The following is a 24,329-nucleotide window of genomic DNA, read 5'->3' as shown; positions in this document are numbered from 1 at the left end:
ATAGCTGAAGACTCACTCTGCGCCACCATACTGTTTTTCCCGGAATACGTCTGCATAAATGGTGCAGAGTCCGCATTAAAAGGCATAGCCAAGACCGGTGCCTGCAAAGGTGCTTCGGCTGTCAAAAAACGCGTGGTTGGCCTGTACGCTGTTGTGCGCCAGTATCACCATCAGCGTGATTTTTTTGTACCCCATGGGTTCGGGAACGGTGAGGGTGAGGGTGGCAGAGCCTTCTTTTTCCTTTCGGACGTTAGCGAATACGGGGTGTGTTTTTTCAAAATTTTTTACGAGACCGCCCAGGCTGAGGGTCAGCATCCAGCCCTCCATCATCCGGGTGAGAGCCAGGTCTGCGCCAAAGGCCTCGTAGCTGTTGCTTTTTCCTGCAAAATTTCCCCGCTCATATCTGAGACCCGGTGAGAGAACATGCTGTTCGCCCAGAGGAAGACCAAAGCCAAGCTGGAGGTCGTGGGTGTTTCCTTTCCTGAGGAGATCCTGTTTTTCCCTGCCAATGAGGTCGTCCTTCACATGAGTCCAGGTGCTTTTGTAATGGAGGTCAAGGCCGGTTTCCAGAATGTTCTCGAAAAAAAGCCCCAGGGTTTTTTTCCTCTGAGGGGTTTTGAGCCGGTTCGTATCCAGGAGATAAGGGTTTTTCCAGACATCCGAGGATCCCATGCTGCCAAGGATTCCCAGGGTACCCAGTCCGGAAATTTCCTGGGAAATGCCAAGGGTGGGGGAACCTCCGGAGGTCGCCCCGCTTCCGGCGCTCAGGGTGGTGCCTGTGGCAAAGGTGTAGCGCAGGAACGCTTCGCCCATGGGAACCATGGAGGCGATGGTTTTCTGTGCCTGATCCCAGCCTGCAAGGCGGGTTTTGCCGGATTCTGCTTCCAGACCGCTTGACTTCCCCGTGACCCAGCCGCCTCCGAGAAAGAGGTTTGCAGAAAACCCGGTCCTGGAGGCTGCCTGATTGTCCTGGCTGGCAGAGGCAGGGAGGGGGGTATACAGCAGGGCAAGGAAAGCGCAGAGAAGGATCGTTTTTTCCATGGGGTCTCCCAGGGGGGTAAGGGGTGATGTGCTGGCGTTTTTCTAGCAGCTTTCGGCCCTTTGATCTGTTTTGAATGTGTAAGCAATTGTAACAGAGTATGATGGGCTTCCGGCGGCCATGGTCTCTCCCCTGGCCTGCATTGTTTTGGGTGAATCCCTTTGATTTTAAGGAGATGCATCCCATCCCACCCCCATGCGTGGACAGGGGGAAAGGCATTTTTATGCTTGACATATCAGGCAGGCTTCTATAGGTTGCCCTTATTCGTGAACGTTGTTTTTTGCCCGCAACACCGGTTTTGCAATGTGATATCTGCCCTGTGTTCTGCTGCGAGAGCCTCCTCCACGGTCACATTGCGGGGTGCGGGAAAAGTGTCTTTTACCGGAAAACAAAACTGGAATGAGAGGAGCTTGTCATGCAGCGAAGACTGGTAGTGTTGACCCTGGCCGTATCCTTTTTGTTTTGTGCTTTCACCGCAAGTGTACATGCAGCCTATGACACCCGGTACCCTGTGGTGCTGGCCCATGGAATGGCGGCATCCGCTGAAATTATTGGTCTTGTGGATTACTGGTGGGGGATTCCTGCTGCTCTGGAGCGTGCAGGCGTTGAGGTCTATGTGACCTCCGTGAACGGTATGGATACCACGGAAGCCAAGGCCATTGATTTCAGGAATCAGGTACTGAATATTCTTGCTGTGTCCGGTGCTTCAAAGGTCAATATTATCGGTCATTCCCATGGGGGGATTTATTCCCGCTATGCCATCACCCATCTGGGGCTGGCCCCCTTTGTTGCCAGCCATACCAGTATTGCCAGTCCGCACCAGGGGAGTGCGCTGGCGGATCTGATCATGAACGCTCCGCAAAGCATTGTCGGTCTTCTGGCGGGATCCCTTGACTTTGTTTATGCCTGGATCTTTGGAGATACCAATCCGGACACCCTGGGCAACGGGTTCAGCCTGATGACGGATTTCATGAAGAATGACTTCAATCCCAATACGCCGAACATGGCCGGGATTTATTATCAGAGCTGGGCGGGTAAGGCCAAATGGGCGGCTCCCAGCGTGGTCTTGCAGGCCCCCTGGCTCATCATGCTGACCCAGGAAGGGGCCAATGATGGTCTTGTCGGTGTGGAAAGTGCCAAATGGGGCAATTTCAGGGGGGTAGAGCAGGCGGCCTGGTATTCCGCAGGATGTGACCACATCAATATCATCGGGCATCTTTTTGGGGCCACTCCGGGCTTTAATGCTCCTGCCTTCTATAAAAATATTGTGGCAGATCTTAAGAACCGGGGCTTCTGATCTTGTAACGGCATTTTTGACAGGGGAAAACGACCCTTCAGGTTTTTGGATCTGGAGGGTTTTTTTAAGTTTGATAGTCTCGTTAAAAGTCAAAAAAGTGACATTTTCTGACAGGCTATCTTAGTAATATTTTTGGCATAAGCGTTTGTTTTTTTAATAAAATACTTAGTTTTTTATGGGGGGGATGTATGGCAAAAAAAAAGATTTTTTTTATAGTTTTTTTTATGATTTGTGTTTTTATAACAAGTGTTTCACTAGCAGAAGAGTACCATTTCGTGAGTATTGAAAAACTCATCGAACAGGAAATAGGCCGCATTATTATCCCTGAAATATACAAAAAAATGGATATTCAGGTCAGTATTTCGCCCATGCCGGGTAAACGGGCGCAGGAGGAAGCCACTTCTGGTACAAAGGATGGAGAAATCATGCGGATTTATACTTACGGAGAAGCAAATCCCACCATGATTCGTGTTCCAACACCATATTACTATCTTGAAACGATGGCTTTTATCAAAAAAGGCAGCGGTGTCGAAATTAAATCCAAAGAAGATCTGGGGAAATACAAAAATGTAAAAGTCCGGGGTGTCATCCATACCAATAATATCACAGCGGGTCTTCCCAGAGAGAATGTTCATGATATCAACTCAACAGAGCAGATGATGCGTTTTCTTGAGAATGAACGTGCTGATGTAGCCCTTACCAACACAGTCGACGGAGTGCTGGCTCTTAAGCAGCTTGGGTTGGAAAAGGATATTGTACCCGTTGAAAAACCCCTTGCCGTGCTGGAACTTTATCATTACATCCATAAAAAAAACAAAGAGTTGGTTCAGCGTGTGGATGCGGTCATTCGAAAGATGAAGGAGAGCGGCGAGCTGGATACACTCATCAAAAAAGCAGAAGAGAGGGTGCTCCAGCAATTCAGGTAAGGGTTCTATGATGTCGTATTTTTCTGATTTCTGCCCTGTTCAGCCATAATAGACCATTCCAATGAGAGATAAAAACATGCGTAAACGTTATTTTTATGCATGAAGTCATTGTTGCCATGCTGAAGCAAGGTGCTAATCGGTAAAAACGACGATGAGTATCCTTTGTATTCTGCCGGATGAACGGAGAATTTTTGTTCTGAAAGGATTTTTGTAAAATGGTTCGGATTTCACGGAGTATCCCCAGCCCCTTCATTCTGATCTTCCTTTTGTGTACCCTGATGCTTTCCGGTTGCAAGGTCTATGATATTGAGACGGGTATTCCCGATGCGGAAAATATCTTTTTTACGGATACGGGCCGTCTTTTTGTCACTGGAGGTACCAACATCTATGAAGTGACCCGGGAGGCCAGCGGGGATTACCGGAAGGAAGCCCTGACAGCGGAAGGCGGCAATTTTACGGGTATGGCCCAGGTGGGGGATTATCTGTACGCCCTGCGCTCTTCCTATGGATTTTTTCCGGAATCTCTCAGTCTTCAGGCCCTGCTGTCAGATCCCGGCTATCTTTTTGCCTATTTTACCAACCTGTTTCTCTCCAAAGAACTGCTGTGGATGGATCTCAGGGATGCAGACCGCAGTTTTCATGTGGCAGATACGCTCAATGAGTTTCTGATTCCCAATGGTATGGTGGCAGATGCACAGGGCTTTCTGTACATTGCCGATTCCACCTACCTGCCCATGGGCCAGATTGTCCGGGTCAAGGTCACCCATCATCCGGATCATACGGTTTCCCTGGAGCGCAGCCCGTGGCTGCGTCGCTCTGACGGCATTTTTTCTCCCAATGGCATGGCCATCCGGGGGAGGGACATCTATTTCACGGACTTTGTGGCAGGTTCCTTCCAGAGCGCCAGGGTCAGGCGGGTGAGCATCCATCCTGAGAGCGGTGCACCGGAGAATCTCGTCACCCTGCACCAGCGGGCCGGACTTTTTGATGACCTTGCCACATGCCGTCATAAGAATCAGGATGGTGTGGCGGTTGCGGATTTTATGGGCGGTTCCGTTGTGTTTATCGCAGACAGGGGGAACAGCGGTCTTGTGGTGGACGAGACAAGAAAAGGACTCTTTTCCTTTCCCTCCTCCGTTGCCGTGGGCAAGGGACTCGATTTTGATGCAGGCTCCCTCCTGATTACGGAAAAGGGCATCATGTTTGACCATAGTTCGAACATCGGTAACCGCTTGTCCGGTATGGATCTCTGATGGATGAAGGCCTCCCTGTTTTTTGGGGGCAGGCCTTCGTTTTCTGTACACTTTCCATCCCCAGGGTACGCTATCTGTGCCTTACTCCTTGTGTCTTTGTGCATATCTGCAACGTTTATGTGAGAACTGACATTCTGCCGCGATACGTTTACTCTTTTGAGGAGGAACCATGGGAAAAGAGATAAAAAAAACCGTACAGATGGCAGTGCTTTTTGGGGTGTTGCTCTTTTCGGGTAAGGTTTTCGCTGCCGGAACCCTTGTAATGGCTGTGGAAGAATATCCACCCTATGAGTATACGGCAGACGGAATTCCCATGGGGATGCATATTGAGATTATTCAGATTGCATCGGAAAGGTTGGGAATTAAAGCGGATATTCGATTCTACCCCTGGGCGAGAGCCCTGGAGATGGTTAAAACCGGAGAGGTTGACACGATATTTTCCCTGTTCAAAACACCTGAACGGGAAGCCTTTCTCTATTATCCCGGAGAGCCTCTGGCGAATGAAAAAAATATTCTTATCACCCATAAAAACAGTACAAAGGAAGCAAAAAGCCTGGAGGACATTGCGGGGTGGAAGATTGGAATTGTAAGGGAAAGTGCCTACGGAAAGGAATTTGATGCATATCCAAACATAACACGTCATGAAGTCGCCCACATTGAGCAGCTGATTAAAATGGCGGCAGCAGGCAACCGTTTTGACGCCACACCTGTGAACGAATATGTTTTTGCATACAAGGTCAAAGAACTGGGTCTGACTGGGCAGTTTAAAAAACTGGATTTTACCGTAAGCGATGAACCTCTTTATATTGGGTTTTCCAAGGCCAAAGGCCCATCCCATAAAAAACTGGCGGAAGACTACAGCCAGGTTTTGATGCAACTGAGAAAGGAAGGCATCATCGATAAAATTATTCAAAAATACACAACATTTTAAATTTGTCTTCTGACAGAACAACAAAAAACACGTAAACGGAGGAACATGCCATGTATCGAAAGTCCGTACTGCTGACCGCAGTCTTTCTGCTTTGTGTCTTCATGTCGGGTGCGCACGCAAAATATGACACCCGGTATCCTCTGGTGCTGGCCCATGGCATGGGGGCGTCTGCGAAAATTGTCGGTATCATGGATTATTGGGGAGACATTCCCAAAGCCCTGGAGCGTGCAGGGGTTGAGGTCTATGTGACCTCTGTCAACGGCATGGACTCCACGGAAGCGAAAGCCATGGATTTCAGGGATCAGGTTCTTGAGATTCTGGCGGCATCCGGAGCGGAGAAGGTCAATATTATCGGTCATTCCCACGGAACCCTCTATTCCCGCTATGCCATCAGCAATCTGGGGCTTGCTCCCTTTGTGGCCAGCCACACCAGTATCGCAGGGCCCCATCAGGGCAGCAGACTGGCCGATATGATTATGACCGGGGTTCCGGGAGAACTGCACGGGCTGGTGGGGGGAGCCATGAATATGATCTATGCCCTCATTATGGGGGATGAGAATCCCGACAGTCTTGCCAATGGCTGGGATGTCACCACGGATATCGTCAGGAACCACTTTAACCCCAATACTCCGGATGTGGCGGGGCTTTACTATCAGAGCTGGGCCGCCAAGGCCAAGTGGGGAGCCCCCAGTGTGCTGATGCAGGTACCCTGGCTCATCATGCTGGGTCTTGAAGGGCCAAATGACGGTCTTGTCAGTGTGGAAAGTGCCAAATGGGGCAATTTCAGAGGCGTACAGCAGGCGGCCTGGTATTCTCCGGGCTGCGATCACCTGAATATCGTAGGGATGTTTCTGGGGATTACGCCGGGCTTCAATGCGCCGCAGTTTTATAAAGACATTGCCGCCGATCTGAAAACCAGAGGGTTCTGATAAGCTGCCTCCTTCCCTGCCCCCTGTTCCGGGGCGGGAAGGGAGGCCGGGGGGGTAAACATGATGGGAGCACTTTATCGTCCGTCCCGCTGGATCTGGGGAATGCTGCTGGTTCTGCTTGCTGGCTTTGTGCTGTCTCTTTACTCTCAGGACAGAATTTTTGGGGGAAAACTTCCTGCTTTGCAGGGATCCTCCTTCAGAGATGCTCCGGCTGATCCGCTGACAGCAAAGGCCTTGCCGTTGCCCGAGCGGTCTGCCCCTGTGGTTCTGGAAAAAAAGAATACGGAAAGCAGGGATCTGATTGCAGATCTCATGGCCCGGGAAAAGGGGGAGGATGTACGTGCCCTTTTTGCCTGGCTGACCCAGGAGTTCGGCCAGGTGACGGATCTGGTGGCCCATATGGATGCGGTGCGGGCCTGGCTGTTTGCACAGTATGATGCGGAAAGTGCGGAAGCCATTCTGGCTGTCTATGCATCCTATATTAAAAGTGAAATGGAACTGGCGGATTACCTTGCCATACAGGCCTTTCCCCGAACCCGGGAAGCGCGTCTGGCCTTTTGGGAGGATATCCGGAATTTCCGCATCGCCTATCTGGGAGAGTCCCATACGGAATGGCTTTTTGGCCGTGAGATGGCGGAAAGCCGGTATCGCATGGAACGGGTGGAGATTGTGTCAGACCCGGATATGGCTTCCAGTGAAAAATTGCAGGCGCTTGAGGAGCTGGATGCGGCGTATCGGGCAGAACGGGAGGACGGGCCCCCTGTTTCCGGGAATGCGTATCAGCGTTACCGTGAACTGCTGGATGTGCATAAACGGGATCTGGCCCATATGGCTTCTGATGCGGAAAGACAGGAGCGGATTCGTGCCCTGAGGCTGGAAGCCCTTCCCGCAGATGCGGTTGCCAGAATGGAAGCGGTGGAGCAACGCATTGAGGCGGATCGGAAAAGAGACGAAGCCTACAAAAGCCAGCGGGCTGAGATCAGCCGGGATACCGGTCTGAATGCCGAAGCAAAAGAGCGGGAGGTTGCGGCCTTGCAGACCCGGTATTTCGGAGAAGATGCGGAATCCGTGCGCAGGCGGGAACGCATTGCGGCGGCTTTGCAGGAGCGTATGAGTTCCGGGGCACAGAAAGAATAAAAAAACCGCCTTTTGATCCGGAAGTGTGGGGAGAACAGGCTTACCAGGCATCCTTGACAAAAAGGTAGCCTTCTCCCCATACGGTCTTGATGCGACAGGGTTTTGCCCCGTCGTCTCCCAGTTTTTTGCGCAGCCTTGAGATATACATGTCTACGGAACGATCCATGCCATCGTAGGCAACCCCCCGAAGTTCGGCGAGAAGGGTTTCCCGGCTCAGCACCTCACCGGCCTGACCGGCCAGAATGCTGAGCAGGCTGAATTCCAGGGTACTCAGCTCAATGGGGGTGTTTTTCAGGACTACGCTGCGTGCGGCAGGATCAATGCGCAGGCTGCCAAAGGTGAGGCAGGACAGTTCCTTTGCGGGGGTTGGGGACGGGCCGGTTCTTCGCAGCAGGGCGCGGATACGCGCCAGAAGCACCCTGGGAACCACGGGTTTTTTCACATAATCGTCCGCCCCCAGCTCCAGACCCGCCACTTCGTCCATATCCTCTTCCCGAGCCGTGAGAATAAGAACAGGCCCCTGATACTCCCGCCGTATTTCCCGGCAGACGCTCAGTCCGTCCTGGCCGGGGAGCATGAGATCCAGAATGACCAGATCCGGATTTTCTTCCGGAATTTTTTTTGCGGCGAGATCACCCCTCGGAATCACCAGGGTATCGTATCCGTTGAGGGTAAGATATTCGCTGATGAGGGTGGCAAGACGGGTATCATCTTCCACAATGAAGATACGTTGTTGTGTGGAACAGGATGGAAGGGGATGGGATGAAATCTCCACGGGGCTTTCCTTATGCAGAGAGTGGATTTTGTGGAAAGGGCCTGTCTCCATCCCTGAAAAGGGAGGCTTGTCGCTGACTTGAGCCGCTGAGCTTTCCGGATGGAGCCCTGCCTTTTTGAGCCGTCTTTTTGGGGGGAGGGAGTGAGGTCAGGGGATTACTTTAATATGACTTTGTTTCTGCCCGTATTTTTTGCCATGTACAGTGCCTCATCCGCTCTTTTCATGAGGCCTGCGATATCTTCATTTTTTTGATAAAGAGCGACTCCAAAGCTTGCTGTGCATGTCTGAATTTCCGGGAAAATATGGTTTTCAATGGTGTATTTCAGCTTTTCAGCGAGCCTCAGGATGCCTTCCTCACTGCTTTCCGGGCAGATGATCAGAAACTCCTCTCCCCCCCATCTTCCAAGGATATCGGTTTTTCGGATATTGGACAGAATCAGCTGTGAAATACAGACCAGAACGTTGTCTCCTGTCTGATGTCCATATCGGTCATTGATGTCTTTGAAGTAATCAATGTCCATGAGGATGATGCCGAATGTGTGTCCGGATTTTCCCGAGCGATCCGCTTCATACTGAAAGGTTTCGTCCAGTTTGAGACGGTTGTAAAGCCCGGTAAGCTGGTCTGTGACGGCCAGCCTGTTCAGTTCGCTGTTTTTTTCTTCCAGCTGCATTTTCAGAATATTCAGGTCATGAACCAGTTGCTCGATGCGGTTTTTTTCACTGGAAAGTTTTCTGTTCCAGCAGGCAATGATGAAGATCAGAAGACTGGTTCCTGCCAGAATTTTCCATATCAGGGCATAATTCGTCCGGTCCATTTTGATTCTGATCCATTTGTTGTAGATCCGGTTGTGCTCTTCCGGGGAGATTCCTTTAAAAACCTTATTGAAAATGGCAACGGTGTGGGCATGTTCCGGTGGAAGGCCCATGCGGTGTTCAAACACATATTCCGTTTTTCCTGCGATACGGAGATCAAGACCGGATCTTCTGATGGCATCCATGACAACGGCAAGGTGCCCGACAAAGGCATCAATTTTGCCCTGGCTGAGCAGGTGGAGGCCTTCCGTTACATTGGCTGTGGTGATCAGTTCGATGGCCGGATAGGTGTTTCTCATAAAATTGTGGCTTGTATAGCCCTTGCCCACGCCCACTTTTTTTCCTTCCAGCTCATGGGTGTAGGCGATGAATTCCCTGTCCGGCCCTGTGACGATGACCAGGGGAAAGGAAACATAGGGATCGGTGAAAAGTACTTCGGTTTTTACATCATCTTCCAGGGCCAGGGCGGGTATGAGATCAATTTCTTTGTCTTTAAATCTGTCCAGCACCTCCTGCCAGGTTTCGCTCAGGATAAAGTCCATCCTGATGCCGGTGCTGCTGCTGAGAATGTCGAGGTAGTCGGCAATGAGGCCTTTATAAACAGGATAGTCTGAGGTGTAAGAAAGAGGTTGCCAGTCCACCTCGCTGAACCGCAGGGGAGGAATCTCTTGCAGCCAGATCTGGTCTTCAGGGGATAACTCCAGGCCGAAACTCTTTTCTGAAAGAAGGGGGAGAGCAGCAAGGCAGAGTAAAACAACACGGATGAACATCGCTTTTTTCATGTTGTACTCCCTCCTGTTTCAGTGTTTTACGCGGATTTTTCAAGATGCAGGGTATAGGCAATGGCGTTTCCGTAAAAGGCCCGCTCCTTGAACCCCATGCTTTCCGCAAGGCGGATGACGGTCTTTTTTCTCTGGAAATGGGGATCAAAGATAATTTCTGTCACGGAAAGAAGGCCGTCCGGCCTGAGGGCTTTATACATTTCCGCAAGGGCCGGTTTCGGATCCGGAATCTCTCCGAGTACCGTCACCAGAAGAATACGATCGAAGTGACAGCCTGCAAGGGCTTCGGAGCCTGCACCGGCCCTGAGAAATGTGATGTTGTCAAGCCCTTCCGCTGCTGCCTTCAGCCGTGTCCTGTCCAGCATACCTTGCTGAATATCCATGGCGACCACATGGCCTTCTTTTCCCACTTTCCGGGCAAGGGGCAGGGTAAGGCGACCGGGGCCGCAGCCCACATCCGCCACAAGCATTCCCGGACGGATGTCCAGACGGGAGAGGATGGTTTCCGCCCGGTGGGTTCGGGTGAAGGGGTTATCCATTTCCACAAGCCAGCCCAGCCATACGGGGCAGGGGAGATTTTTGCGGCGGGAGGCCAGACGCCAGACGGGAAAACTGAAGAGCATAAGCAGCCCGATGCCGAGCAGGATGTTCATTTTGTACCATACCTGTCGGGTTCACTGAAAAAGGTTATGTCCGCGTAACCAGCGTATATTTTTCCGGAATGTCTGACCCCTGCTGGAATGTGATAGCGGTCTCCTTTCGTGAAAGTCTGCCGGATGCCATCCATGACAAGTTCTATTTTTCCTTCCAGAACAATGCCCACCTGGGCAGCATGGTGATGCTCGGGCAGATCCGTGTCCTTATCAAACTGCATGAAAAGAATCTGATGGGCGTCGGACTGGGACAGGTATGCTGTGACGCCGTTCAGCGGGATATCCGCCTGGGGAAGATTTCGGATGGGATCAGGAAAAATTTCGGCTGCCATACTTCCTCCGGTCTGTTTTGCAGATGAAACCATGGGACTTTTTCTATGTCAGGATATTCTGTACTCCATAAATACGGCATCTGGGTAGGGATTAAAACAGTAAGGTTCAATTTCCTGAAATCCGCAATTTCTGTAAAGCCGCAGCGCGGATGCGAGCCTCGCGACACTGTCCAGACGCACGATCCGGTAACCGAGGCCTGCGGCAGCCTCAAACTGTTCCGGTTGTTCCGCTTCCTGAACTCATCGTTCCCACGCTCCAGCGTGGGAATGCATCTGAAGACGCTCCAGCGTCTTGAGTCCCGGAACACTGTCATGCCCCCCAAAGCCTGTAGGAAGTCCAGAAACCGGAAACACTCCATGTTTTGGACTGGATCATCCCGGCGCTTCGACGCTGCCCATTTCCCAGAAAAGGAATTCCCGAGGATACTGGCCTTGGGCGCAGGAGCGCCCGGCAGGGCGTTCCCACGCTGGAGCATGGGAACGATAACTGAAACAAGATGATAATCAGAAAACTCAATGCTTAAAAGAGGCCACAGCGGCGTCGATGCTGTCAAAAGTTTCAAAAACGGTTATCAATTTAGTGATTTGCAGGATCTCGTGTATTTTGGCGGGAAGATTGCACAGAACAAGTTTGCCGTCCCGGTGTGTCGCTGAGGTATAGCCCGATACCAGCTCTCCGATCATGGAGGCGTCAACGCGGGTGACATTTCCGAGATCTACCACGATATTGAAGAAGCCCTGATCGAAATGATCATACACGGCGTGACGGAACTGAAGATCTCCTTCACCGATGGTGAATCTTCCGGATAGATGTAAAATGACAACCTTCCCCCGTTTTTCCGGCTGGATGGATGCGGCGCAGGCCCTGTTGACGGTGATCAGGCTGCTGACCAGCAGCAGGGTGACCAGAAAGGTCACAGCGAGCAAAAAACGGGGTCTGTTCATGCTGTTCTCCTTTCAAAAGGGGGTGCTTTTTTTCGTTGAGCGCCGGATGCTGCCGTCTGCCCGATCCGGAGCTGGCTTTCGGGGGTTAGTTTCTCTTCAGCATTTTTTTCACAGCTTCTTCCAGAGCGGGGTTGAAGACCTCTGGCCTTGCCAGCATGAGAAAATGATCGGTTCCCTGGATGACGGTGGCCTCAAAGGACGCCATGTGCTTACGATTATTTTCAATATCAATGGGCCAGAGGTCGGCATTGACGGCCATGACGGGAAGGCGGACTTCTTTGAAGATGGCGGCGGACTCCCCGGTGATGAAAAGCCCCATCATTTCCTTTAAGGCACTGAGGGCCACGGTGGGAGGGGCGGCAGCCATGTCGCTGAGAATCCATTCCCGGAGCGGTGCCGGGGTGGCGGGGACAAACATGGGCGCGACAAACTGACGGCTTCCGGCCTGAAAATCCTCTTCCAGGGGGCTGACCATCCCGGCCATGATTTCAGGGGTGAGGGGATGGGCCACGTTGTCAAAGGTGTCCACGCCAATAAGCCCCAGCACACGACCGGGCATGAGGCGCGCCGCCTCGGCGATGACGGGGCCACCCATGGAGTGTCCGATGAGAATTACCTTCTGGCTTCCCACCGCTTCCACCACCGCTTTCACGTCTTCGCCAAAGGCCTTCATGGTGTACGTACTCCGGCCCATGCCCGAGTGACCGTGGCCTGCCAGATCCAGAAGCACCATGCGGTTATTTTTTGAAAAATGGTCAATCTGTTTCTGCCAGTAGCGGGCATCACAGCTCCATCCGTGGACAAAAACCAGGGTGGGCTCTCCCTTTCCGTACACCTCATAGGAAATGGGCACACCGTCTTTGGAGGGTGTCATCCGGGGCCACTGGGCTGCGGCCGGGCTGGCCGCGACGATGAAAAGGAGAAGAAAAAGCCAGCAGGTAAAGGCTTTTACGGATGCGGATTTCATGCTCTGTTTTCCTTGTTGTGGGGTTGCAGGGACAAAGGTCATTTTGTCCCTTTTCTTAAGCCTGAGAGAACGCTCAGGCAAGGGCTTTTTTTTGAACCAGCAGGCAGGCATAGCCGTATTCATCGCCGTACTGCCGGTTCATGGCGATTTCTTCTTTCAAATCCTGAAATGCAGGTCTTTCCCCAAGGGAGTCTTCCAGATCAAGGAGGACTTTTTCCATGTCATCGTAGAAATCCTGCCAGTCCTGCCGGGGCAGGAGGGAAGCGTCCACAACCCGGTATCCGGCCTTTTCTGCCTGAGAACACCGGTCTCCAAGGCGGCGCATGCACACCCGCAAGGCTAAGGGCTGTATCGGCTTTGCCGCAGCCGCAAGACTTTCGCCTGATCGGTGAGTATGGTCAGTCTTCCGATGGCCTTGCCGATCTTGGCGGCCAGAGTCACAACCAACGGGGTGATGGTGTAGGGTGGCTGATATTTCATATGGCCCCCTCTGCTGTTTGAAAGAACGCAAGCCATGCCGTGTAATGCCCCAGTGTGCAAACATTCCATACAGAAGGTGTCTGTTCGATAAGGATGATTGTCTCGGGCATACGGTAAGAGGTCATGGTGCGGCTTCCTCTATTGCAATCGCATCAAACAGACCGGCTCGCTGGCAGCCTTCGAGGAAAGCCAGTTTTAAAAAGTTGCTGTTGGCAACCGGCGCTTTTGCGGTCTGTTGCTGAGCGGTGGCAAGCGAGTTTTCGGGGGTGACACCATGGGTATCACGGAGAATGCGAATCTGCTCCAGCCAGTCCTTGGCATCACTGTCGCAGCATTTTGCTTTGTAACGCTCATCGATGCCATACACCTCTTTCCAGGTCTCGATCTCCTCATGGACGGCAGCCGGGCCGAAGGTGAGTTGAATGTCGGCGCGTGTCAGGCGATCAACATCCGGGGTGTTGAGGTCGATAGTAATTTCGATACCGTGGGCATTGGTCGCATAAGGATAGAAAGCCTTGCGCCGTCCGGCGGTATTGTATGCTGGGTCTTTGCTGAGTTTGTAGGCGCTGTTGCACTCATGGCATGCCGGGGCGAGGTTGCGGAAATTGATCGAATTGAAGGGATAGAGCGCCTTGGGCAGGTAGTGATCATAGGCCTCGCGTCTGGTGTGATGCACCCCCTTGATGTCACCGAGGCCGCAGAACGGACATTTGCCAGTGGAATTCAATTGTATGAATGCCTTGTAGTGCTCATCAATCTGGCCAATCTTTTCCCGCAGTGCCTTCAGATCGAGGAGTTGCTGGGAATAGAGTCCTTTAAAAAATAAAGCCAGTTGATCGCTCAGGTCAGGATGGATGACTGTGATATCGGTATATCGCGCGATTTGGATTGCCGGATCATTGGCACAGACTTTTTCCATGTCGTTGTTGGCCAGATACCACTGTTTGAGCTGATCTATCTGCGCCGGGATTAATGGGGCAAACAGGCTGTAAATCCGTTCCACTTGGCCATAAAAAAAATCTCCGCCTTTCGTATCCCCGTAGTAAAAGGCCTGCATCACATCCTTGAGTTCGGCATTGGTATTGAAGAGTTCAAGCCGAAAGTCGCCATTGCCCGGCGCTTTACACCACACCTCGAAAAAAATGAAATCAATGAATTCCTGCATCTTTTCCATCGTATGGGGAACATAGGTGTAGGCGAACAGCATCAGTCCTTGCCCTCCATGCTGTCGAGAATGGTCTTGATGAGCAGGATTTTTTCCACCGAGTCTCCGAGCTGGCGGTTGATCTCGGTGATGAGCTGCTCCTTGTCCTCGCCTTGCTCAAAACGCTTCCGCAGGCTCTCCAGCATGGCCAGGGCATGACCACCGATGGTCTCGCGTTTGCCGAAGGTCGCCATGGTGATCTTATTGATGGATGCACCCAGGGTGTTATAGTCGGGGGTTGTAACGCTGACCCCGCCTGTTTCCTTATCTTTGCTGAAGACGAGCACCTTTTCCGGTCGGCTGTCGGAGATCAGAAACGGGGTGTGGGTGGTAACCAGCATCTCCTGGCCGTCACTGCCATTGAAACTCTGGCGCAGGCGGGTGACGAAGTTGGCGCGCCAGTCGGGGTTGAAATGGGTCTCCGGCTCGTCGAGCAGAAACAGGCTCTGGGTGTTTTTGAACAGCAGGCAGAGGCCAAGGGTGTGCAGTAGCTGATGTTCGCCATCGGAAAGGTTTTTGAGCATCACCGGCTCAGCCACGTCGGTCTTGCGGAACTTGACGAACTTGAAGCGCATGATGCGCTCGTCCGAGGCCAGGGTCGGCACGGTCTCACTCACGTAGTGGCTCTCTGATTGGTAGAGGTCACTTTTAAGGTTTTCGCTGACCGAGAAAAGATTGAGTGTAAGCAACACCTGGAAGGCCTGAAAGAGTTCCAGCGGATCATTGCTGAAGTTTTCACGAAAGGCCTCTCGGGTCGCATCATTGACAAAGTAGTCGAGATAAAGTGTACCCGTGCTTTCATCCAGATAGGAACAGGTGGCGCACCGTTGCAGGCGAGGAATAATGTTTTTGGACTTCTCATCACCATCCAGCCGTTCAATCAGATTTAGACGTAACGAGCTGCCGCCGAACATGCTCTCGGTTGTCTCCAGCACGTCATGAACGCGGATAATTTCATCGCTGATTCGTTCCTGCTGACGTTCGTTACTCTCGTTCTTGTACTCTGACCGTATGCGATTAGCCCGTGCCGATTTTTCGTCTTCCGTCAGTGGATCGAACTCGGATAGATGCGACTCGTCCAACGGGATGCTGCGCCGGATGATGATGCGGAACTCCTTGAGCTCTTCTATGCCGATGTCTTCGCGAAAGGGCGCAAGGGATTCCGCATCTTGAAACAGGAGGTTGCAGAGCAGAATTGCCTGACTGAATTCATTGTCCAGATATGCCATCCGTGTTTCGGGGCGACCAGGATAGTCTAATCGGTCTTTCAGCTTCTGCCAATACTCGTCGTACTGAACAAACCGCATTTTGAAAAACGGCAGGCTCAGGATCTGGTTTTCACCGGAGGAATAACCCAGCACAAAATCGGGCAGCAGAATGTCGCGCTCATCGGACGTTAACGAACCTTCGCCTTCGGCATAAAATTCAGCTTTATTGACCCATTCGATGCGGGGCGATTCATTCATTTGCTTGATGATGCGCACATGAATCCACGGGAGGTCGGTTTCAAAGCGGACCGAAAAGCTCATAGGAAACTGCGTACCCTTCGGAGGGCGGATCAGATATTCTAGCTGAAAAGCATTGGGTGTGCCTTCGCCATCCTTGATGCCACGCGTAAAAGGATCCGTTTCATTAAAGAAAAAGATGACCGGCAAAAAACTGCGCCGGACACGCAGGATTTCCAACTGGTAAAAAATCGCCGCAAGGGCCTCCAGCAGGTTGGACTTTCCGCTGCCGTTGGGCCCGGCACAGACAAAGGGAGCAAAGCTCTGCTCCTCCTGCAGTTGCCATTCCGTACGGAATTGATACTCAAACCCCGGCTGCAGGCTGCGGAAGCCTTTCGGATCAGTAATTTTGAGGAGCAGGAGTTTCATGGGGTATCACACCTTTTTCAGGATGATCTGGTTCCCGAGCTCCGGCTTGCCGTCTATTTCAATCGGATTACGGGTCTGCTCAATACGCCCGTCAGCAATGGCCTTGAACAGCCACTCTTTGGCCTGATCATATTTCATCAGCCCGGCGGCAGCATACTCACCCTCCAGTTCGTAAAACTTATCTTCCAACAACTGAACAAAAGTATCCAGAGATGGGGCATCTCCGGTTTTAAGCTGCTTCAGGTAGGCATCAAACCAAATCCCCATTTGTGCATGTCGTTTTTTTTCGGTGATGATCCAGTTCGCATCCGGGGTCGGCAATTCGATATTCTTCATGTCGGCAATTTCCTGTTTCTGATCTTCCACCTCTTCAATGATTACAGTAGGATCTTCCTCTGGCAGCGGCACACCCGACAGATCCAGCTCTCCCTTGAACGCCTTCTGACTCAGTGCGCCATAGAGGGTTTCCAGATCGCTCAGGCTTTGCTGGTAACGGGACTTGAGCCCTTCGACCTTTTCGACAATGGCGGCGAATTGGTTTTGGAGGTCGAGAGGTGGAATTGATAGAGTAATTTTATATATATCCAAATTACTTAAATTCGCCTGGCGAATGCCTCGATTCTGTTTTATCAAGGCAGACTTAACTTCTGGCAATGTCATGAACGCATTAATAAAGAATGGGTTCACCACCTTTTTATCACATGTTAGTTTGCCAACACGCTGATTTAACAGGTATTTTTGATGGATGGAATTGTTGGGGACAAAGCAAGTATTCCCGTAATCATCTTTACCAACAGTTCCCGTTAAGGAAATGAGTAAATCACCTGGAATAATCTCATAACGACGAATTTTTTCAGGATAACCTTTAGCTATGAATGAGAGAGTGGAGTAATCAAAGAACCCTTTGTTCACAGTGCCAATTTTAATAATTGGGACACCGTCTTCAATAAACTCAGAGCTCTTAAAAGCAAAACCTTGCTGAATCTTAAGGCAATCGGCTAACGTTGAGTTGCTACCATCCTTTAGAAAATGGCCGAACATCTCCAGAAAGACGCTTTTGAGGAGGTCGTCGAGTTGTTGCAGGTGCTGTTTGCGCAGGGCAATCAGCCCTTCCACCTTGCCGAGCAGATGGGCAATGCGCTTTTGGTCGTCGAGCGGCGGGAGGGGGATTTTAATCTTGCTCAAATTTCCCCTGGAAATTCTTTTTCTAGTAGTACCGGTAGTTTGTCGTTCAATTTGTTTTCTTAATTCATGAGAGTTGATTATACGGCTGATAAATTGAGGGTGATGGTTAGGATCAGAAATTCTAACAATGCACACATCGACAACTGTTACGCACTCATCATCTAATTTAGGGAAAATGCAACATCTTCCTAGCGGGTCTGGCATCCTCGCTATTAGAATGTCGCCTTTTCTTAAAAAGGTACAACGTAACTGAAGCGCCTTTTCTTTTGTTAATCTGCGGTTTGATTTATTTAAGAAAAGACCATCTCCAATGTCCGCAAGTTGAATTAACCTGACGCTTCCACCAGGGTCTTGGTCTTTACTCTCAACCCAGTCTCCATCGGTGAAGATGCCTTTTTCGCCAATTAGCTGTGGAATGGTTAAATGATTCATTTTCTTCATTCCCCACCTCGGATCTGTTTCCGTTCTGCCAGCCGCTCCCGCACCTCAATCAAGGCATTGTGCAGTTTTTCTTCCAGCAGTTTTTTGGGAGGCAGTTCCGTCCAGTATTCGGCCACCAGGATATTGTCTTTCTGCATGTTGAGCAGCTCCACCTGTTCGGTGCCTGCTTCCGCACAGAGGATCAGTCCAATGGGGGCTTCTTCGCCGTTTTGCCGTTCGTATTTGTTAAGCCAGTTGAGATAGAGTTCCATCTGGCCCTTGAAGGCGGCTTTGAAGCGGTCGATTTTCAATTCCACCGCCACCAGTCGCCTCAGCTTCCGGTGAAAGAAGAGCAGATCAAGGTAAAAATCCTCGCCGTCAATAATCATCCGTTTCTGGCGTTCCACAAAGGCAAAACCTTTACCCAGTTCCAGAATGAAAAGCTCCAGCTCCTTGAGAAGGGCGGTCTCCAGCTCATTTTCCAGATACCCCTCTTTCAGTCCCAGAAAATCGAGAAAGTAAGGATCTTTGAAGCTGCCGTTCAGATGCTCCGCCTCGGCCAGGGATCGTTTTGTATCGGCAATTTCGGAGCGTTCAAAGGCCTTGCGCTCCATTTGATGCCGCAGCTCCCGCTTACTCCAGCCGGATTCACTGGCTGAACGGGCATAAAAGATTCGGGCCTCCTCCGATTTAAGCGGTATCAAGGCCAAAAAATGCGACCAGCTCAATTGTCGCGCCAGTGGAACGACAATCTCAAGATCTGGAAAAACCTCAGCAAACTGCATCATCCGCCGCAGATTTTTCGCCTCAAAACTCTTGCCATAGAGCGCGGCCAGCTCCCCGGCCAGTGACACCACCACCTGCTTGCCGTATTCCGCCCGCTCTCCGTGCAACACCTCTTCATTGATGCGTTTGCCCACATGCCAGTAAGTGATGCTTACCGCACTGTTAACCGCGGAAACCGCCTGCTTCCGGCCCTGATCAATCAGGGATTTCAGATCTTGAAGCAGATTTCCTGCACGGGAATCGGGAAAGCTGTTTTGTAGGCTACTGCTCATCCGATCATCTCCCTCAGTTCCAGCAGTTCCCGCACAATCCCACCCTCAACACTTTCCAAAACCTTTTTATGGGTTTCGTGGCTTACAAAATCTTCCCCCAGCTCCGCCACCAGCAAGCGCTCCAGAATCACCCCCGGCTTTTCATACGTAACCTCTTCAAACACATCCTCCTTGTACCGGCTTAGGGACAGGTCATACCCCTCGGTCTCGATGTCGGCACGGGGCACCATAAACCATTTTTGCGTACGGTCGGTATCGGTTTCGGGAGTGCGGGCATGGAAGCGGGAAACAATATCCTGCAAGTCCCCATGTCCTTCCTGCTTGCTGCGCTTGTCATCCAGGGAATAGCCGTCTGCCTGCATCTCATAAAACCAGACATGCTCCGTGGCCGCCTGGGTCACCTTGTCCTTTGGCCCCCAGACCTTGGTGAAAAGAAGGATGGCGGTGCTGACCCCGGCGTAGGGTTTGAAAACACCGCTGGGCATGGTGATGACCGCCTTGAGGTCGCAGCGTTCCACCAGCATCCGGCGCAGGGTTTTGAATGCGGTGCCGGAACCGAAGAGTACCCCTTGCGGCACGATGACACAGGCGGTGCCGCCCTTTTTGAGCAGGCGGTAGATGTTCTCGACAAAGAGCAGCTCGGTCTTGGTGGTGGAAAGTTGCAGGTTTTCGTTGATGTCGCCCTTATCGATGCTGCCGGTAAAGGGGGGATTGGCCATGACGATGTCGTATTCGGCTTCTTCCAGATAACCCTTGGAAAGGGTGTCCCTGTAGTCGATCCTGGGTTCGTCGATGCCGTGCATCATCAGGTTCATCAGCCCCAGGCGTACCATGGTGCTGTCGATGTCATATCCGTAGAGCGAGGCTTGCAGAATGGCCTGCCTTTTTTCGTCGAAGGCGGCTGCAACGGAGGTTCGAACAAAACCGTCTTCATCGGGCTTCAGGTCACTGGTTCCCGCCTTGATGGCCAGTTGGGTGACGATGTACTGATAGGCTCCGAGGAGAAAGCCGCCGGAACCACAGGCCGGGTCTGCGATGCGGTGGCCGAGTTGGGGCCGCACCAGATCGGTCATCAGCTTTATGATATGGCGCGGGGTGCGGAACTGGCCGTTTTTGCCCGCCGTAGCGATTTCGGAAAGGAGCATTTCATAAACATCCCCCTGAATATCCTGAAAGGCCTGTCCCTTCTCCTGCGAGTCCTTCCCCATAATTTCGAAAATCTCGTCGATGGTCTTCACCGCCTCCACTAAGAGGGAAGGTTTAGGGATGATGAACACGGCGTTTTTCATGTGGTGAGTGAAGTTGCTTGCGGTGCCGTTCATGTCCTTGAGAAAGGGAAAAACCTTGCCCTGCACATGTTGCAGCATTTCCTCGGCCTGCATGTGCCTGAACTCGCTCCAGCGTAAGCTGTGCTTGTCGATTTCATACATTTTGGCATCGGCCTGACGTTTGGCCGTTTCTTTTTGGGTGTCGTCTTCCCTTGCTTTGGCGCGGTATTCGGGCGGTATCCATTGCCCTTCGAACCTGGAGGTGTAGGCCTCGCCGGTCCACTCGGCATCGCCCTGTTTCTTCTGATCCAGATCATCGAGCCGTTTCATGAACAGGAGGTAGGTGATCTGTTCTATGGCCGTGAGCGGGTTGGAGATGCCGCCCGACCAGAATTTGTCCCAGAGCTGGCCGATCTTGCTTTTGAGTTCGGGGTTGTTTTGCAGCATGCTATTTATCCTTCAACTGCTTGACGTTTTTGTCCGGCTTGACTTTTAATTGTGGCAAATTCGCCATAATTAAAGTCCGGGTTATGCACCTGTTCCCAGATGCCGAGGAACTCCACGGTATTCCGGTTCCGCAGCCAGTCCGAGATAAAGAAATCTCCGTCCTTGGCACGGAGCATATCGGTCAGGGAAATGAAATCCAAATCGCCATCCGAATAGACCGTTATCTCTGTTCCTTTGACCGATATTTTAGAGTTCTGCTTCATGACCTCTCCATTCAACCGTCTCGAATTCGATGGGATAAAAATCCATGATCAATTTCGTGACATCAGGAAATTGATCCCAGACCATTATGTGCTTTTCGTGTCTTTCTCAGTTCCTATTCATCAGGCCGCCAGACGCTCGGTGAGTTGCAGGATTTCATTGATCTCCGACGGGCTGAACACACCCCGAATCCCCTGGGGGTGAATGACCGTGAAGGGGGCATTGATGAGGTCTTTCTTCTCGATCTTTTCACGTTCGATGATGAAGTCCTTGAGCAGGTTAAGGAACTCCAGCTGGCGGCTGGAGAGATTCGTGTGCTGCTGGATGAACTGATCAAAGGCTTTGCTGACCGTTTCTGGAAAACTCTTCAGAATCTCAATGCCGAGGATGTGGCGGATGAACTGGATGAAGCGGGCCTTGCGGTTTTTGTAGATCTGGCGCAGCAGGTCTTCGGTGATGTGCGGGTGCTCTGCGTGGAGCAGCTCGGCAAGCTGGCTGGCCTCAAGGGGTGAGACCTCTTCTCCGGTTTTAATTTTTTGCAATATGGGATTGTGTGCCGTCAGCTCTGCGATCATGGCCTCGACCATCTCACGGTAACGGCTGATGCTGACCGATTCATGCTGTGGCCCGAACTCCACCCATTCTTTATGGTGCAGCACATCGGTGAGATCAAGGTGTATGGGGCCGGAGGGGGACTGTTGCTCGCGGAATTTCATCAGGGGGCCGAGACGGGTGTTCAGCTCATCAAGGGCATCTTCCAGACCAGCGGCATCCGTTCTCGCCCAGTAGTGCTGGGTCTGGGCGCCACGGATCAAGGCCTCTTCGGCTTTGACAAAGCTGATCGAGAGTGGCAGCTCGCTGATCTGCCCGACGATACCCTCCTTGAGGGTTTTGGCCTTTTCCTTTTCTTCGCACAGTCTGGCCAGCGTGTATTCCAGCAAATCCCGCTCGAAACGCATGGCTTTGAAGTCGGCCTCGGATACGGTGCGAAAGAGGGGCTTGATTTCGTTTCGTAAAAATTCCAGCCGCTGGTGATTCAGGGTGATCCAGAAATTTTCTTCGCTTATCCGGGCCAGTGCGGCGGCGGCCTCCCTGATGATGACGGAGTTTTGTGGCAGCTCGTGGATCTGCTGGCGCAGTTTGGCTATTTCTCGTTCGGCAATGGTTGTCTGCGCAAGATCGATGGCCTTTTCGATTTTATCCAGCCGTAATCCCACCAACCGCACCGGCAGGGGCAGCTGGGGCTTCAGTTCCTTGCCCTTGGGTTGCAGTTTGAAGTATTCGAAGTTGTCCCAGCAGTCGAGGATGAGGAAGACCTCTTTTTCCGTACACCAGGGCTTGGGCTTGCTGGTCTCCAGCAAACGGGTACCGCGCCCGATCATTTGCCAGAATTTGGTGTAGGAGTAAACCGGCTTGACAAAGACCAGATTGACGATTTCACGGATGTCGATGCCGGTGTCGAGCATGTCAACGCTGATGGCAACGCGGGGCATGTCATTGTTGGTGAACTGGTCGAGCAGGCCGCCCTTGCCATAGACGCGCGGGTCTTCCGAGACCAGAACCTTGGCCAGCTCCCCTTTGTATTGGGGAAAGAGCGTGTCGAAGATCCCTTCGATACGTCGGGCATGGGCCTTGGTTGAACAGAAGAAAATTGTTTTACCGGGGAGCACACCGTTTGGGTCTTTGATGCACTCCTCCATGAATTCTTTGACAATGCGGGCGTTGGTACCCTTGTTGATCACCTGCTTTTCCAGCTGCGAACCCTCGAAATTGATTTCCTCGACTTCCTTGCCTTCCAGAATCATCTTTTTCTGGTCTTCCAGCGATATGGTGCGCTTGCTGATGCCCTCCATCTGGAAGCGGGTCTGGATCTTCATCACCTGGAAACTGCACAGATAGGGCGGCACGTTGTTGACCGCCTCTTCAAAGGTGTAGGCGAAGGTGGGGAGGCCGTCTTCACAGTGGAAGAGCTGAAAGGTGTTGTGGTCGATGATGTCGGTTGGCGTGGCGGTGAGGCCCAGGGTAAGGGTCTTGAAATAGTCCAGCACCTCTTTGTAGGTGTTGTAGATGGATCGGTGGCTTTCATCGACCACAATGAAATCAAAAAAATGCGGAGACAGCTGTTGCAACCCGTCCCGGATGATGTTGAGCATGGTGGGATAGGTCGAGACATAGATGCGGCGATCCTTGGCAATGAGCTTCTCACCTGTGTTGGGCCAGCGCGGCTCGTGGGGCAGATGCTCCTTGAATGCGGCCAGCGCCTGTTCGCGCAGGGCAATGCGGTCAACCAGAAACAGCACCTTTTCGGCGTGACCGGCACGCATGAGGGCATCGACCATGGCGATACAGGTGCGGGTCTTGCCGGTTCCGGTGGCCATCACCAGAAGAAAATCACGTTTTTTCTGCTCGATGGCTTCCAGCACGGAGCGAATGGCCCGAATCTGATAATCGCGGCCCGCAATGTCCGTGTTAATCAGCTCCTGGGTCAGTGGCTTGCGGTTGCGGCGGATATACTGAAAGCGCTCAAGGTCATCCCGTGTGGGAAAGCCGACAATCTTGCGCGGCGGATAGTTGTCCAGATCCCAGAAATAGATTTCGTGCCCGTTGGTGTAGAAGCAGAATGGCAGCTCACCGCCCAGTTGTTTCTGGATGTTGTAGCAGTATTGCTTGGCCTGTTCACGTCCCAGCGCAGCATCCTTGCTTGATTTTTTGGCTTCGACCACGGCCAGGGGCTTGCGATCCTTGCCGAGCAATACATAGTCACTGAACTGGTGACCTTCGTAGGGGGTACGTGGTTCGGCAATACCCACAGGAAGCGGAGTCAGGATGTCGAACTCCTCAATGACCTGGGCAGGATCTTTGACGTTCCAGCCTGATTGGGCGAGCTGGCTGTCAATCAGCTCAGAGCGGGTTTGGGCCTCAGTCCTGGTCATGCTTCAATTTCCCCTGTTCTTTCATCTGCACATAAAAGGCCCCGAATTGCCTTTTTGGAGGGGCACCTATTCACTACAGCGAGTGAACGTCCTTTGCTCACTATATTACGTCTATCGGCATAGCAGGTGGCAGCACATGTGGAAAGCGGAAATCAGGCAAACTATTTTTGGATATTCCAACACATCCTGCCGACACCCGGCAAGCAAGAGCCATGGAAACAGGCAGAGAAAAACAGTTCTGCTTTGTGGGGTTTCAGGGGTAAATCGCGTTTCGCCCCTTTTTTTACGCCTCAGAGGACGCTCAGGCAAGGGGGCTTTTTTGAAGCAGCAGGCAGGCATAGCCGTATTCATCGCCGTACTGCCGGTTCATGGCGATTTCTTCTTTCAAATCCTGAAATGCAGGTCTTTCCCCAAGGGAGT

General features: G+C 51.9%; 22 protein-coding genes. 6 read left to right on the top strand and 16 right to left on the bottom strand.

From position 1 onward, the window contains the following. Nucleotides 1–75 precede the first annotated feature (75 nt). The gene (locus tag BR04_RS09565) at nucleotides 76–1,041 is read right to left on the bottom strand and encodes a DUF2860 family protein (protein WP_496355778.1); all 966 of its coding nucleotides are present in this window, start codon (nucleotides 1,039–1,041) and stop codon (nucleotides 76–78) included. Nucleotides 1,042–1,454: 413 nt separating this feature from the next. On the opposite strand from BR04_RS09565, the gene BR04_RS09560 reads away from it, so the two are divergent. The 6 genes from BR04_RS09560 (at nucleotide 1,455) to BR04_RS09535 (ending at nucleotide 7,512) form a co-directional block, all read left to right on the top strand. Beyond that, a complete protein-coding gene (locus tag BR04_RS09560; protein WP_496355777.1) occupies nucleotides 1,455–2,336 on the top strand; it encodes an esterase/lipase family protein in 882 nt (293 codons plus the stop codon). A 188-nt stretch (nucleotides 2,337–2,524) separates the two neighbouring features. After that, complete coding sequence (locus BR04_RS09555; RefSeq protein ID WP_496355776.1) at nucleotides 2,525–3,262, top strand: substrate-binding periplasmic protein; 738 nt, start codon at nucleotides 2,525–2,527, stop codon at nucleotides 3,260–3,262. A 215-nt stretch (nucleotides 3,263–3,477) separates the two neighbouring features. Further along, nucleotides 3,478–4,515, top strand: coding sequence for an SMP-30/gluconolactonase/LRE family protein (locus BR04_RS09550; protein WP_496355775.1), 1,038 nt, complete (start codon nucleotides 3,478–3,480; stop codon nucleotides 4,513–4,515). A 169-nt stretch (nucleotides 4,516–4,684) separates the two neighbouring features. After that, a complete protein-coding gene (locus BR04_RS09545) occupies nucleotides 4,685–5,446 on the top strand; it encodes a substrate-binding periplasmic protein (protein ID WP_496355774.1) in 762 nt (253 codons plus the stop codon). Between the two features lie 50 nt (nucleotides 5,447–5,496). Further along, nucleotides 5,497–6,375: an esterase/lipase family protein gene (locus BR04_RS09540; RefSeq protein WP_496355773.1), complete on the top strand. Its 879-nt coding sequence runs from the start codon at nucleotides 5,497–5,499 to the stop codon at nucleotides 6,373–6,375. Between the two features lie 60 nt (nucleotides 6,376–6,435). Continuing rightward, nucleotides 6,436–7,512 (top strand): lipase secretion chaperone, encoded by a 1,077-nt coding sequence (locus BR04_RS09535; RefSeq protein WP_496355772.1) that lies wholly within the window; start codon nucleotides 6,436–6,438, stop codon nucleotides 7,510–7,512. A gap of 40 nt (nucleotides 7,513–7,552) precedes the next feature. Here BR04_RS09535 and BR04_RS09530 read toward each other — a convergent pair whose 3' ends face one another. From BR04_RS09530 to BR04_RS09460, 15 genes are all read right to left on the bottom strand, one after another. After that, nucleotides 7,553–8,287: a response regulator gene (locus tag BR04_RS09530; protein ID WP_496355771.1), complete on the bottom strand. Its 735-nt coding sequence runs from the start codon at nucleotides 8,285–8,287 to the stop codon at nucleotides 7,553–7,555. 155 nt (nucleotides 8,288–8,442) lie between these two features. Next, the gene (locus BR04_RS09525) at nucleotides 8,443–9,882 is read right to left on the bottom strand and encodes a transporter substrate-binding domain-containing diguanylate cyclase (protein WP_496355770.1); all 1,440 of its coding nucleotides are present in this window, start codon (nucleotides 9,880–9,882) and stop codon (nucleotides 8,443–8,445) included. Nucleotides 9,883–9,908: 26 nt separating this feature from the next. Beyond that, nucleotides 9,909–10,535: a class I SAM-dependent methyltransferase gene (locus BR04_RS09520; RefSeq protein WP_496355769.1), complete on the bottom strand. Its 627-nt coding sequence runs from the start codon at nucleotides 10,533–10,535 to the stop codon at nucleotides 9,909–9,911. Further along, nucleotides 10,532–10,867, bottom strand: coding sequence for a cupin domain-containing protein (locus BR04_RS09515; protein WP_496355768.1), 336 nt, complete (start codon nucleotides 10,865–10,867; stop codon nucleotides 10,532–10,534). The genes BR04_RS09520 and BR04_RS09515 overlap by 4 nt, the downstream gene beginning before the upstream one ends. Before the next feature lie 513 nt (nucleotides 10,868–11,380). Then, nucleotides 11,381–11,812 (bottom strand): STAS domain-containing protein, encoded by a 432-nt coding sequence (locus BR04_RS09510; RefSeq protein ID WP_496355767.1) that lies wholly within the window; start codon nucleotides 11,810–11,812, stop codon nucleotides 11,381–11,383. 85 nt (nucleotides 11,813–11,897) lie between these two features. Next, nucleotides 11,898–12,779: an alpha/beta fold hydrolase gene (locus BR04_RS09505; RefSeq protein WP_496355766.1), complete on the bottom strand. Its 882-nt coding sequence runs from the start codon at nucleotides 12,777–12,779 to the stop codon at nucleotides 11,898–11,900. A gap of 73 nt (nucleotides 12,780–12,852) precedes the next feature. Beyond that, entirely contained in the window at nucleotides 12,853–13,104 is a 252-nt protein-coding gene (locus BR04_RS09500) for a hypothetical protein (protein ID WP_496355765.1), read from the bottom strand. Nucleotides 13,105–13,118: 14 nt separating this feature from the next. Beyond that, complete coding sequence (locus tag BR04_RS09495) at nucleotides 13,119–13,259, bottom strand: hypothetical protein (RefSeq protein ID WP_496355764.1); 141 nt, start codon at nucleotides 13,257–13,259, stop codon at nucleotides 13,119–13,121. A gap of 121 nt (nucleotides 13,260–13,380) precedes the next feature. Further along, nucleotides 13,381–14,466 (bottom strand): HNH endonuclease, encoded by a 1,086-nt coding sequence (locus tag BR04_RS09490; protein ID WP_496355763.1) that lies wholly within the window; start codon nucleotides 14,464–14,466, stop codon nucleotides 13,381–13,383. Continuing rightward, nucleotides 14,466–16,337, bottom strand: coding sequence for a restriction system-associated AAA family ATPase (locus BR04_RS09485; RefSeq protein ID WP_496355762.1), 1,872 nt, complete (start codon nucleotides 16,335–16,337; stop codon nucleotides 14,466–14,468). The genes BR04_RS09490 and BR04_RS09485 overlap by 1 nt, the downstream gene beginning before the upstream one ends. Nucleotides 16,338–16,343: 6 nt before the next feature. Continuing rightward, nucleotides 16,344–17,963, bottom strand: coding sequence for a restriction endonuclease subunit S (locus BR04_RS09480; RefSeq protein ID WP_496355761.1), 1,620 nt, complete (start codon nucleotides 17,961–17,963; stop codon nucleotides 16,344–16,346). Beyond that, on the bottom strand, nucleotides 17,960–19,000 hold the full coding sequence (locus tag BR04_RS09475; protein WP_496355760.1) for a PDDEXK nuclease domain-containing protein: 1,041 nt from the start codon (nucleotides 18,998–19,000) through the stop codon (nucleotides 17,960–17,962). Before BR04_RS09475 ends, BR04_RS09480 begins: the two co-directional genes overlap by 4 nt. Then, a complete protein-coding gene (locus BR04_RS09470; protein WP_496355759.1) occupies nucleotides 18,997–20,715 on the bottom strand; it encodes a type I restriction-modification system subunit M in 1,719 nt (572 codons plus the stop codon). The genes BR04_RS09475 and BR04_RS09470 overlap by 4 nt, the downstream gene beginning before the upstream one ends. Before the next feature lie 5 nt (nucleotides 20,716–20,720). After that, complete coding sequence (locus BR04_RS09465) at nucleotides 20,721–20,978, bottom strand: KilA-N domain-containing protein (RefSeq protein ID WP_496355758.1); 258 nt, start codon at nucleotides 20,976–20,978, stop codon at nucleotides 20,721–20,723. Nucleotides 20,979–21,098: 120 nt separating this feature from the next. After that, nucleotides 21,099–23,909 (bottom strand): type I restriction endonuclease subunit R, encoded by a 2,811-nt coding sequence (locus BR04_RS09460; RefSeq protein ID WP_496355757.1) that lies wholly within the window; start codon nucleotides 23,907–23,909, stop codon nucleotides 21,099–21,101. Between the last annotated feature and the right edge of the window lie 420 nt (nucleotides 23,910–24,329).

It is taken from the genome of Desulfobotulus sapovorans DSM 2055 (assembly GCF_059569355.1).
Note: the sequence above shows the minus strand (reverse complement) of the source record. Positions and strands in the feature narration are given on the sequence as shown.

What these genes read in the sequence shown, in the direction of transcription:
- BR04_RS09565 (WP_496355778.1), bottom strand. Translation starts at nt 1,041, where the DNA reads ATGGAAAAAACGATCCTTCTCTGCGCTTTCCTTGCCCTGCTGTATACC.
- BR04_RS09560 (WP_496355777.1), top strand. Translation starts at nt 1,455, where the DNA reads ATGCAGCGAAGACTGGTAGTGTTGACCCTGGCCGTATCCTTTTTGTTT.
- BR04_RS09555 (WP_496355776.1), top strand. Translation starts at nt 2,525, where the DNA reads ATGGCAAAAAAAAAGATTTTTTTTATAGTTTTTTTTATGATTTGTGTT.
- BR04_RS09550 (WP_496355775.1), top strand. Translation starts at nt 3,478, where the DNA reads ATGGTTCGGATTTCACGGAGTATCCCCAGCCCCTTCATTCTGATCTTC.
- BR04_RS09545 (WP_496355774.1), top strand. Translation starts at nt 4,685, where the DNA reads ATGGGAAAAGAGATAAAAAAAACCGTACAGATGGCAGTGCTTTTTGGG.
- BR04_RS09540 (WP_496355773.1), top strand. Translation starts at nt 5,497, where the DNA reads ATGTATCGAAAGTCCGTACTGCTGACCGCAGTCTTTCTGCTTTGTGTC.
- BR04_RS09535 (WP_496355772.1), top strand. Translation starts at nt 6,436, where the DNA reads ATGATGGGAGCACTTTATCGTCCGTCCCGCTGGATCTGGGGAATGCTG.
- BR04_RS09525 (WP_496355770.1), bottom strand. Translation starts at nt 9,882, where the DNA reads ATGAAAAAAGCGATGTTCATCCGTGTTGTTTTACTCTGCCTTGCTGCT.
- BR04_RS09520 (WP_496355769.1), bottom strand. Translation starts at nt 10,535, where the DNA reads ATGAACATCCTGCTCGGCATCGGGCTGCTTATGCTCTTCAGTTTTCCC.
- BR04_RS09515 (WP_496355768.1), bottom strand. Translation starts at nt 10,867, where the DNA reads ATGGCAGCCGAAATTTTTCCTGATCCCATCCGAAATCTTCCCCAGGCG.
- BR04_RS09510 (WP_496355767.1), bottom strand. Translation starts at nt 11,812, where the DNA reads ATGAACAGACCCCGTTTTTTGCTCGCTGTGACCTTTCTGGTCACCCTG.
- BR04_RS09505 (WP_496355766.1), bottom strand. Translation starts at nt 12,779, where the DNA reads ATGAAATCCGCATCCGTAAAAGCCTTTACCTGCTGGCTTTTTCTTCTC.
- BR04_RS09500 (WP_496355765.1), bottom strand. Translation starts at nt 13,104, where the DNA reads ATGCGCCGCCTTGGAGACCGGTGTTCTCAGGCAGAAAAGGCCGGATAC.
- BR04_RS09495 (WP_496355764.1), bottom strand. Translation starts at nt 13,259, where the DNA reads ATGAAATATCAGCCACCCTACACCATCACCCCGTTGGTTGTGACTCTG.
- BR04_RS09490 (WP_496355763.1), bottom strand. Translation starts at nt 14,466, where the DNA reads ATGCTGTTCGCCTACACCTATGTTCCCCATACGATGGAAAAGATGCAG.
- BR04_RS09485 (WP_496355762.1), bottom strand. Translation starts at nt 16,337, where the DNA reads ATGAAACTCCTGCTCCTCAAAATTACTGATCCGAAAGGCTTCCGCAGC.
- BR04_RS09480 (WP_496355761.1), bottom strand. Translation starts at nt 17,963, where the DNA reads ATGAAGAAAATGAATCATTTAACCATTCCACAGCTAATTGGCGAAAAA.
- BR04_RS09475 (WP_496355760.1), bottom strand. Translation starts at nt 19,000, where the DNA reads ATGAGCAGTAGCCTACAAAACAGCTTTCCCGATTCCCGTGCAGGAAAT.
- BR04_RS09470 (WP_496355759.1), bottom strand. Translation starts at nt 20,715, where the DNA reads ATGCTGCAAAACAACCCCGAACTCAAAAGCAAGATCGGCCAGCTCTGG.
- BR04_RS09465 (WP_496355758.1), bottom strand. Translation starts at nt 20,978, where the DNA reads ATGAAGCAGAACTCTAAAATATCGGTCAAAGGAACAGAGATAACGGTC.
- BR04_RS09460 (WP_496355757.1), bottom strand. Translation starts at nt 23,909, where the DNA reads ATGACCAGGACTGAGGCCCAAACCCGCTCTGAGCTGATTGACAGCCAG.